The organism is Mesorhizobium sp. M7A.F.Ca.AU.002.02.1.1 (assembly GCF_003998535.1).
Taxonomy (GTDB): Bacteria; Pseudomonadota; Alphaproteobacteria; order Rhizobiales; family Rhizobiaceae; genus Mesorhizobium; species Mesorhizobium ciceri.
In genome coordinates this window covers 1-9,315 of the sequence record NZ_RZPB01000172.1, presented here as the reverse complement: position 1 = coordinate 9,315, position 9,315 = coordinate 1, and the positions used below count along the sequence as shown (strand labels likewise).

The window sequence follows — 9,315 nt, the reverse complement described above, 5'->3', positions numbered from 1 at the left end:
AGGTGATGCAGATCGCGCAGGAGCTGTCGGGCTACTCGCTCGGCGAAGCCGATCTGCTGCGCCGCGCCATGGGCAAGAAGATTCGCGCCGAGATGGACAAGCAGCGCGAGCGCTTCGTCTCCGGCGCGGTCGAGCGTGGCGTCGGCAAGCCGCAAGCCGACTTCATTTTCGACCTGCTGGCCAAGTTCGCTGACTATGGTTTCAACAAATCGCACGCCGCCGCCTATGCGGTGGTTTCATACCAGACCGCCTATCTCAAGGCGCATTATCCGGTCGAGTTCCTGGCGGCGTCGATGACGCTCGACATGGGCAACACCGACAAGCTCGCCGATTTCCGCCAGGACGCGCTGCGCCTCGGCATCGAGGTTCTGGCGCCGTCGGTGACATCGAGCTTTCGCCCCTTCGAGGTCGGTGAGAACCGCATCTATTATTCGCTGGCAGCGCTCAAGGGCGTCGGCGACGCGGCGGTCGAGCACATCGTTGCCCAGCGTGGCGAAAAGCCGTTCAAGAACCTCGCCGATTTCTGCGAGCGGGTCGATCCCAAGATCGTCGGCAAGCGCGTCTTCGAAAGCCTGATCATGGCCGGCGCGCTCGACTGCTTCGGCCACGACCGCGCGTCGATGATGGCGGGCGTGGAACGCATGATGGGGCTGGCGTCGCTGGCGCAGCAGAACGCGGTTTCCGGACAGCACGACATCTTCGGCGCCTCGCTCGGCGCCCAGTCGCAGGCACTCAATCTGCCGGCGACAGAGCCGTGGCTCGCCGCCGACCGGCTGCACCGTGAATTCCAGGTGGTCGGCTTTTACCTCTCGGCCCACCCGCTCGACGAGTACAAGGCGGCCCTGCAGAAGATGCGGGTGCAAACGTGGGCCGAGTTCTCGGCGGCCGTCAAACGCGGTGCCGCCGCCGGCCGCCTGGCCGGCACGGTGACATCCAAGCAGGAACGCAAGACGCGCACCGGCAACAAGATGGGCGTCATCGCCTTTTCGGATACGTCAGGCCAGTACGAAGCCGTGCTGTTTTCGGAAGGACTGGCACAGTATCGCGACCTGCTCGAGGCCGGCCGCTCCGTCGTCATCACCGTTGCGGCCGAGGACAGGCCGGAAGGCGTCAATCTGCGCATCAACTCGGTGCAGTCGCTGGAGGATGAGGCAAGTCGCATCCAGAAGGCGCTGCGTATCTTCGTGCGCAACGCCACGCCGATCAACACGCTGGCCGGCCAACTGACCGTCAGGGGCGAAGGCCAGGTCAGTTTCGTGCTGATCAAGGAAGAAGGCGAGGGTGAAATCGAGATAGAGCTGCCGAACCGCTACCGTATCTCGCCGCAGATCGCCTCGGCGATGCGCGCGGTGCCGGGCGTGGTCGAAGTGGAATTGGTGTGACCCCCGCTCTTTTCGGGGCGCGGCAATCAGCCGGGCGGTCGCTGCGGCCAACGCCGGCGCAGTCAGCATGAAGCCGGCGCAGAGGAATGGGTCGCAGGCGGTTTCAGCCTTGGCGCGGCTGCGTGACCGGCTGCGCAGGCTTTATCATGGGCGCACGCCGGCCGCTTTCCGGTTCCAACTGGTGGCCGTCGTCATCGACCTCGCCATCATCGCCTTCTTCATCGCGACGCCGGTTCTCCAGGACAAGCCGTCCTTCCTCTGGCTCGACTATTCGGCGGCCGCGCTGGTTGCCGCGGACCTCGCTGCCCGCCTGCTTGCCTCCAAGAACATGCTGCGGCTGATGAAGCAGCCGACCTCGTGGGTCGATGTCTTCATCCTCTTGACGCTGCTGATGCCAACGGCGTTCGCCAATCTCGCCTTCCTGCGCATCCTGCGGCTGTGGTCGCTGTCGCGCAGCGGTTCGCTCTGGCGGCATTTCGAGATGCGAGGACTGCGGCCGTGGCGAGAGGCCAGCCACGCGGTCATCAACCTTTTGACCTTCCTGTTCGTCATCACCGGCTTCGTCTACACGTTCTTCTTTCGCACTGGCGCCGGCCTGGAAAACTATATCGACGCGCTTTATTTCACTGTCGCCACGGTGACGACGACCGGCTTCGGCGACATCGTGCTGCCGGGCATGGCCGGCAAGCTGACGGCAATCGTCACCATGATCATCGGCATATCGCTGTTTGTCAGACTGGCTCAGGCGATCTTCCGGCCAGCCAAGGTGTTGTTTCCCTGTCCGCAGTGCGGCTTGCGGCGGCACGAGCCGGACGCCGTGCATTGCAAGGCCTGCGGCCATCTTCTCAACATACCCGACGAAGGGAACTGACGGCCGGCGGGACTACGACGCCGCCACTTCGGCCGGCTTTATCTGCCTGCGCTGCAGATTGAGCAGATTGCCCATCAGGATCAGCAGCGCGCCGCCGGCGGTGAAGGCGTCGATCTGCTCGCTATAGAGCAGCCAGCCGATCAGTGCCGATAGCGGCACGCGTAGAAAATCCATCGGCGAGACGATGGTCGCGTCGGCATAGCCAAGCGCTCGGGCCATACAGAAATGCGACGACATGCCGGTGAAGGCGATCAGCACGATCCATGGCCATAGCTCCAGTGGCGGGTTGCGCCACGTATAGAGCGCCGGGATGAGACCGACCACCGACTGGACAATCAGCATCCAGCAGATGATGCGTACGACGCTGTCTGTCCGGGTCAGCGACTTGACGGTGACCACCGAGATGCCGAAGCAGGCCGCGGCGCCCAGCACGACGAGATGTCCAGGATCGACCGAGCCGACACCGGGGCGCACGATGATCACCACGCCGATCAGCCCCAGCGCGATCGCTGCCAACTTGGGCCGGTTCAGCCTTTCGCCCAGAAAGATCACCGCCAGGATAGCTGTCCAGATCGGAGTGGTGAATTCGATCGAGATCAACACGGCCAGCGGAATCAAGGTGAGGGCGTAGAGCCATGCCGCCTGGCCCGTGTAATGGATGACGTTGCGGGCGATATGGGCAACCGGGCGCTGCGTGCGCATGGCTTGAAAGCCGCCACTCATCATCACCAGCGGCAGCAGGATGAAGAAGCCGATCACGGAGCGCAACTCCAGCACTTGGAAGACGTTGAGCTCCGCTGTCGTGGCCCGGCCGGCGACCGTCATGCCAAGGAACGAGGCGATAGACAGCGCCATCCAGAACGCGGCCTTGGGGATCGAGGGGGTGGGTGCCATTCGCGCTATGTCGCAGGCCAGCACCTCTGCCGCAACCGCTAGCCAAGGCATTCTTCTGGGCCAGTCGCGACTGGCTCGATGTTGTAAAACAGTCATGTGGCGGACGGAACCTGAAATGGTAGGTGGCGTTGAGTCCCGATGGTCAGCCGTGCTCGTGGATCGCCCCGCCTTTTTTCGAAAACGACAAGGAGAGCTTCGATGAGATCCTTCGCGCAATTCGCGCTTACCGGCGGTCTATTGGTTGCGGCAGGCGCAGCACATGCCGACGAGACCCAATTTCTTCAGTCGTTCAAGGGCAATTTCGCCGGCAAGGGCACTGTCCAGGTAACCACGGATGCTCCGAACGTCAGCGTATCGTGCAGCTTCAAGTCGAATGCGACCTCAACCTCGCTATCGCTGGATGGAAATTGCCGCGGTCTCATTGTGGTGTCGCGGGCCATCAGCGCCAATCTGAAAGTTACAGGTGCCAAATACAGCGGCACCTATGTCGGCTCTCGCACGGGACCGGCGCAACTCAACGGCAGCCGTTCGGGCAATGCGATCAACCTGGGCATTCGCTGGGCCAAGGAGGTCAATGGCGACCGAAGGGCGCAGATGAAGGTCGAGAAACGCGGCGAGAACGGCATGCGGCTGACCGTCATCGACACCGACCCGAAAACCGGCAAGAGCGTGGTGACGAGCAGGATAGACTTGCAGCGCACATAATCCTCGAGCGGCTCCGGCGGATGGGCATCGCGGCCCTTGCCGAATGTGTAGACGGTTTCCACCGCCGTGCGGCCGAACTTGTCGCGCAAGGCATCGATGGCGCCCTCGGCCATGGCGCGCTTGCGCGACTGGATGTCGACCAGATCGGGCGGGTCGGCCTTGTCGTCGTCCGAGAGGTCGCTGACGCCGATGCCGAGCAGCCGATACTTCGTGCCGTCGGTTTCCTTGCGCAGAAGCTCCACCCCAGTCTGAAAGATGCGGTCGGCGAGCCGGGTCGGGTCGCCGAGCTGGCGATTGCGCGTGCGCAGCTTGAAATCCTGGCTCTTCAGTTTCAGCACCACGGTGCGCCCGGCAATGCCTGACTTTTTCAGCCGTGCCGAAACCTTTTCCGAAAGACCCCTGAGAACCGCGATCAGTTCCTCCAGCGACGCGATGTCGGTGTCGAAGGTGGTTTCGGCCGATACGCTCTTGGCGTCCTGATCGGGATCGACGCGGCGGACATCCTCGCCGCGCGAAAGGTGGTAGAGCCGGTCGCCCATCGTGCCATAGCGGCGCATGAGGTCGCCGCGATCCATCTGCTGCAGCTGGCCGATGGTGCGGATGCCGTCACGCTCCAGCGTTGCGTTGAACGCCTTGCCGACACCCCAGATCATGGTCACCGGCTGCGCCGCCAGGAAGCCGACCGCCTCGGCTTCGCCGATGACCGAGAAGCCGCGCGGTTTACGGAAGTCCGACGCTATCTTGGCGAGGAACTTGCAGTAGGACAGGCCGGCCGAAACGGTGATGCCGATCTCCTTCTCGACCGCCAGCGCAAAGCGCGCCAGCACCACAGCGGGTGGCAGGCCGTGCAGTCGTTCGGTGCCGGCGAGGTCGAGAAACGCCTCGTCGATCGACAGTGGCTCGACCAGCGGCGTCAGCGCCTGCATCATGGCGCGCACTTCGCGGCCGACGCGGACGTATTTTTCCATGTTGGGGCTGATGACCACCGCCTCCGGGCAGGCTTCGAGCGCCTTGAACATCGGCATGGCCGAGCGGACGCCCTGGATGCGGGCGATGTAGCAGGCGGTGGAGACCACGCCGCGCTTGCCGCCGCCGATGATCAACGGTTTGTCCTTGAGCGCCGGATTGTCGCGCTTTTCGATTGCCGCATAGAAGGCGTCGCAATCGATATGGGCCAGATGCAGCCGGTAAAGCTCGGGATGACGCGCAAGCCGGGGGCTGCCGCAGCGCTCGCAGCGGCGCGTCTGGCTGCGCTGAAGCATCAGGCAGTCGCGGCAAAAACCGTGATCGGGATTGTTGACAGGGGCCGCCATCGCTGCGAACATAAAGAGAACAGAGGCAATGGTACGACAGTGCAAGGCCAGCGACAAGGCTGGCCTGGGGAGAACGCATGAGCACGACCATAGCGCCGCTTGCGCCCGAGCTTTGGGCTGAATTCGAGGACCTCTTCGGCAAGCAAGGTGCCTGCTACGGCTGCTGGTGCACGCACTTCCGGCTGGCGCCGGCGATGCGTCGCGAGAGCAGCCGGGAACGCAACAAGGACCACATCAAGGCGCGCATCGAGGCCGGCCCGCCGCCGGGCCTGCTGGCATTCGAGGACGGTCAGGCGGTTGGCTGGATGCAGATCGGACCGCGCGCCGACGTGCCCGAATGGAACAACCAGGGCAGGGGGTCGGCACCGGTCGATCCTGCCGACGCCACGGATCCGGCCGTCTGGGCGATCTCCTGCTTTTTCATCCGCGGCAAGGCGCGCGGCAGGGGCATCACGCATCGCCTCGTCGAAGGCGGCATCGATTTTGCCCGCCAGAACGGTGCACGGCTGCTCGAGGCTTGTCCGATAGATCTGTCTCGCGATTCGCGTTCGATCGGCCTGTTCGTCGGCTCGTCGCGGGTCTTCGAGAAGGCTGGTTTCGAGAGGCTGTTGGAACGCAAGGCCGGTCGGCCGCTGATGCGGCTGGTGCTTTGATCGAGATTGCCTGCCCGGATGCCGTTGTCGATCTCACCTTGCGGTTGCAGCGGTAATTTCATACCAGACGGACAAAGCCTTTCTTCTCGGTCAAACGGAGAATTCGCGTGAACCGTGCCCTGCCATTCGTGTTCCTTCTTGCGTTGAGTGCCCCTGCTCTCAGTCAGACCGTCGACAGTCAGGGTGCGAAGCAATTGTCCGACGACTTGTCCCGCTATGTCGGCAAGCAGGCGATCGACAAAGGCATTTTGAAGGTTTCGCTGGAAGGTGGTGCTTACAAGATCCTGTTCGATTTCAAGGCACTTGCCGCATCATTTCCGGACCAGAAACTGCTGAAGTTCGACTTCGCGCCCTATGCCCTGATGGTCAAGCCGCGCAGCGACGGATCCTGGGATGTCTCGATGGATTTCTCCCAGAGCGCCTCCTTCGAGTTCAACGGACCCGAAGGCCTGCAAAGCACTCAGTTTTCGATCAAGGACGGCAAGGGCTCGGGCGTCTACGATCCAAATCTGGCGGCCTTCACCAGCGGCACCAGTTCGATGGCCGGCATGACGATGGCGTCGAAGGATGCCAAGCAGCACATGGAGGCCAGCGCCGGCGCTGGCATCGCGACCGTTGCCGCGACCAAGTCGGCGACCGGGGGCGTCGATTTCACAACCTCGCAGAAGGTGTCGAGTTTTGTCGAAGCGATCAATTTCGATGACCCCGAGAGCGGGCTGAAATTCCCGGTCACCGTCAGGTCGCCGGAATTGTCGGTCGAAGCCAGCGGCAAGGGCGTGCAGACCAAGCCATTGCTCGATCTCCTGGCATTTGCTGTGGCCAACGAGGACGAGGCGACGCTGAAGGCCAACCAGGCGCAGCTCAAATCGCTTTTGTTCGCCGCCTTACCGCTTTGGCAGCGTATCGACGGGACCTATGGTTTCAAGGATTTCGCGGTGGAAAGCCCGGTCGGCAATTTCGGCGCCACCCAGCTCAGCACCGTGTTCGGCTCCGACGGCGTCGCCCAAAACGGCACGATCACCTACGGCATCAAGGCATCGGGACTGACCGTGCCGACCCAGCTTCTCCCGAGCTGGAGCGTGGGGTTGTTGCCCACCGATGTCGATTTGAACTTTGGCGGCGCCAATATCGATCTCGACAGCATGGCGAAGAAGGCGATCGAAGCCTTTGATCTCAATAAGAATCCGCCGCTGTCTGCCGAATTCGGCGAGCAGCTTAAGGCCGACTTCATGGCCAAGACGCCGAAGGTCGTGCTTGGCCACAGCACCGTGAAGAACAAGGATACGGAGATCGCCCTGGAAGGCGAGATGACATTCCCGGGCGAAAAGCCCGAAGGTAGCGTGACCGTCGATGTCGCCGGCTTCGACAAGCTTGTCGAAGGCCTGCAGGAAGCGGCAAAGTCGGAACCGGAGGTGGCCCAATACGTGCCAGTCGCTCTCATGGCGAAGGGCTTTGGCAAGACGCTGTCCGATGGACGGCTGGAATGGATCGTCAACGCCAAGGCCGACGGTTCGGTCACCGTCAATGGCGTCATGCTGAAGCCTGCCGATCCGGCCGTGGACGACAGCGTGGACGATGGTGACGGCGACGATGACAGCGGGGACGACAGCGGCGGCGCAGGTGCGAAACTGAACCCTTGAAGGCTGGAGTTTAGAGCCCCAGCGCGCTTGCGATCTTCGGCGCGGCTTCGTGCCAGTCCTGGACGACGACCACATCGTCCGTCACCGGGGGCAGGAATGCGCGCAGTGAATTGTCGGCCATCAGGTGGAACAGTTCGGCGTCGGCGACCGATTCCCGCACCGACGCCAGATTGTGCGGCTGATCGTCGACGAAGACCACCGGTCGGCCGGCCTTGCCGCGAAGCTTGGCCACTGCCGGTCCTTTGGCCATTTCAGTGGTCAGAAGCGGGTAGCTCAGTCCAAGCGCGTCGAGATGGACACGACGCACGGCACGGTGTTTGTGCGGCATGGCCGTCAGCAAGATGATTTCCGCGCGGTCGCCAAGCCCTGCCAGGGCCTCTGCCGCGCCGTCCGTAATGTTTTGCCAATCGGCTTGCGTGTCAAAGAAATCGCCCAGCAGTGCCGTGACTTCGGGCTGTTCGATCAGGCGGCCGCTGGCCGTCTCTGCGATGTTGCCGGTCAGCCGGAACGAGGCCAGCGTCAGGCCATAGCCACGCGTCTTGAGGAAATTCGGAAACGGGCGGATGAATTCGAGCACGACATCGTCGACATCGAGCACCAGCAACGGCCGGTTGTCGGCTGCCAGTTCTTCGATCTGGCGCGCTGTTTCTGGATCATCGCTCATATGGAATGCTCGTGATTGTCATCGCCCAGCGGCAGCGACCGCAGGGCCTTGCCGACAGCAGCCGGCGGGGTGCCGGTTTCCTCGGCAAAGCGCATCAGCGTCGGCTCGTGGGCGAGGATGAATTGCAGGACACCAGCCAGGAAACCCGGCTCACTGGCGGCTTTGCGGATCGAATGGACCTCTATGCCGGTGATAGCCAGAAAGCGCGGCAAAAGCTCCGGATCGGAGGCGACAAAGCCCAGGGCCTTCACGGCAATCGATTCCGCTTCTTCGCGCATTGACGCTGCGTTTGCCATCACTACCTTCGGTGTGTGGAATGAGTCTCTCCCGCAGTAATGGCAAGAGTTGCTTGCGGCAAGCCATTAGAGCGTGGCGCGCCCTTTGGACGCGCAGGCGACGAGGTAGAATTCGCGCTGTTTTCCAGCCGCGGATTTCCGTTTCGTCAATCATATTGCCGTAAAGTGAAGCAGGGTTTGGTGCGTTCAGATATGGGCGCATGACGGTCGCCTTCGAAGCGGAAGGGCGGCCGGGACGGGATATCGATGCCGAAGAAGGTTATGATCGTCGAGGACAATGAGCTCAACATGAAGCTCTTTCGGGACCTCATCGAGGCAAGCGGTTACGAGACCGTGCGCACCCGCAACGGTCTGGAAGCGCTCGATCTGGCACGCCAGCACCGGCCGGATCTCATCTTGATGGATATCCAGTTGCCTGAGGTGTCGGGGCTTGAAGTGACCAAATGGCTGAAGGAGGACGACGAACTGCACGTCATCCCCGTCATTGCCGTGACCGCCTTCGCCATGAAAGGCGACGAGGAACGTATCCGCCAGGGTGGCTGCGAGGCTTATATTTCGAAGCCGATCTCGGTGCCGCGTTTCATCGAAACCATCAAATCCTATCTGGGCGATGCGTGATGTGCCCCTTCAGCCGAGCCGGAGCGTTATGAAATGACTGCGCGGATCCTCGTCGTCGACGATATCCCTGCCAATGTGCGGCTGCTGGAAGTGCGGCTGCTGGCCGAATATTTCGAAGTGTTGACCGCCACCAACGGGCCGGATGCGATCGAGACCTGCGAGAACGGCAAGGTCGATGTCGTGCTGCTCGATGTGATGATGCCCGATATGGACGGCTTGGAGGTCTGTCGGCGGCTGAAGAGCGATCCGGCGACATCGCACATTCCGGTGGTGATGATC

General features: G+C 62.5%; 10 protein-coding genes and 1 pseudogene. 7 read left to right on the top strand and 4 right to left on the bottom strand.

Annotated features, from left to right (window positions below):
* On the top strand, positions 1–1,382 hold a 1,382-nt coding region (locus EN879_RS13275), incomplete at its 5' end, for an OB-fold nucleic acid binding domain-containing protein (protein ID WP_245493817.1).
* 67 nt (positions 1,383–1,449) lie between these two features.
* Positions 1,450–2,253, top strand: a complete 804-nt coding sequence (locus EN879_RS13270; protein ID WP_063167892.1) for a potassium channel family protein — start codon at positions 1,450–1,452, stop codon at positions 2,251–2,253.
* Positions 2,254–2,265: 12 nt separating this feature from the next.
* Here the strand turns inward: EN879_RS13270 and EN879_RS13265 are convergent, their stop codons facing one another.
* Entirely contained in the window at positions 2,266–3,147 is an 882-nt protein-coding gene (locus EN879_RS13265; RefSeq protein WP_013531939.1) for a DMT family transporter, read from the bottom strand.
* A 198-nt stretch (positions 3,148–3,345) separates the two neighbouring features.
* Here EN879_RS13265 and EN879_RS39895 point away from each other — a divergent pair, with 198 nt between their 5' ends.
* Complete coding sequence (locus EN879_RS39895) at positions 3,346–3,852, top strand: hypothetical protein (protein WP_024503586.1); 507 nt, start codon at positions 3,346–3,348, stop codon at positions 3,850–3,852.
* Here EN879_RS39895 and EN879_RS13255 read toward each other — a convergent pair.
* A pseudogene (locus EN879_RS13255) lies at positions 3,852–5,177 on the bottom strand (DNA polymerase IV); the annotation flags it as partial. The gene EN879_RS39895 and the pseudogene EN879_RS13255 overlap by 1 nt on opposite strands.
* Before the next feature lie 65 nt (positions 5,178–5,242).
* On the opposite strand from EN879_RS13255, the gene EN879_RS13250 reads away from it, so the two are divergent.
* Both EN879_RS13250 and EN879_RS13245 read left to right on the top strand, forming a co-directional pair.
* Complete coding sequence (locus EN879_RS13250; RefSeq protein ID WP_024503584.1) at positions 5,243–5,818, top strand: GNAT family N-acetyltransferase; 576 nt, start codon at positions 5,243–5,245, stop codon at positions 5,816–5,818.
* A 107-nt stretch (positions 5,819–5,925) separates the two neighbouring features.
* Positions 5,926–7,458 (top strand): hypothetical protein, encoded by a 1,533-nt coding sequence (locus EN879_RS13245; RefSeq protein ID WP_063167893.1) that lies wholly within the window; start codon positions 5,926–5,928, stop codon positions 7,456–7,458.
* Positions 7,459–7,468: 10 nt separating this feature from the next.
* Here EN879_RS13245 and EN879_RS13240 read toward each other — a convergent pair whose 3' ends face one another.
* Positions 7,469–8,122: a hypothetical protein gene (locus EN879_RS13240; RefSeq protein WP_013531934.1), complete on the bottom strand. Its 654-nt coding sequence runs from the start codon at positions 8,120–8,122 to the stop codon at positions 7,469–7,471.
* Positions 8,119–8,418: a DUF3572 domain-containing protein gene (locus EN879_RS13235; RefSeq protein ID WP_024503583.1), complete on the bottom strand. Its 300-nt coding sequence runs from the start codon at positions 8,416–8,418 to the stop codon at positions 8,119–8,121. Before EN879_RS13235 ends, EN879_RS13240 begins: the two co-directional genes overlap by 4 nt.
* A 246-nt stretch (positions 8,419–8,664) precedes the next feature.
* Between EN879_RS13235 and EN879_RS13230 the strand changes: the two genes are divergently transcribed.
* Together EN879_RS13230 and EN879_RS13225 are read left to right on the top strand one after the other, a co-directional pair.
* Positions 8,665–9,036, top strand: a complete 372-nt coding sequence (locus tag EN879_RS13230) for a response regulator (RefSeq protein ID WP_013531932.1) — start codon at positions 8,665–8,667, stop codon at positions 9,034–9,036.
* A gap of 33 nt (positions 9,037–9,069) precedes the next feature.
* Positions 9,070–9,315, top strand: a 246-nt coding sequence (locus EN879_RS13225; RefSeq protein WP_127274081.1) for a response regulator, incomplete at its 3' end; no start/stop codon positions are given.

Bases quoted from the DNA above. Each gene is read 5' to 3' on its own strand.
- EN879_RS13270 (WP_063167892.1), top strand. From the start codon at position 1,450: ATGAAGCCGGCGCAGAGGAATGGGTCGCAGGCGGTTTCAGCCTTGGCG.
- EN879_RS13265 (WP_013531939.1), bottom strand. From the start codon at position 3,147: ATGGCACCCACCCCCTCGATCCCCAAGGCCGCGTTCTGGATGGCGCTG.
- EN879_RS39895 (WP_024503586.1), top strand. From the start codon at position 3,346: ATGAGATCCTTCGCGCAATTCGCGCTTACCGGCGGTCTATTGGTTGCG.
- EN879_RS13250 (WP_024503584.1), top strand. From the start codon at position 5,243: ATGAGCACGACCATAGCGCCGCTTGCGCCCGAGCTTTGGGCTGAATTC.
- EN879_RS13240 (WP_013531934.1), bottom strand. From the start codon at position 8,122: ATGAGCGATGATCCAGAAACAGCGCGCCAGATCGAAGAACTGGCAGCC.
- EN879_RS13235 (WP_024503583.1), bottom strand. From the start codon at position 8,418: ATGGCAAACGCAGCGTCAATGCGCGAAGAAGCGGAATCGATTGCCGTG.
- EN879_RS13230 (WP_013531932.1), top strand. From the start codon at position 8,665: ATGCCGAAGAAGGTTATGATCGTCGAGGACAATGAGCTCAACATGAAG.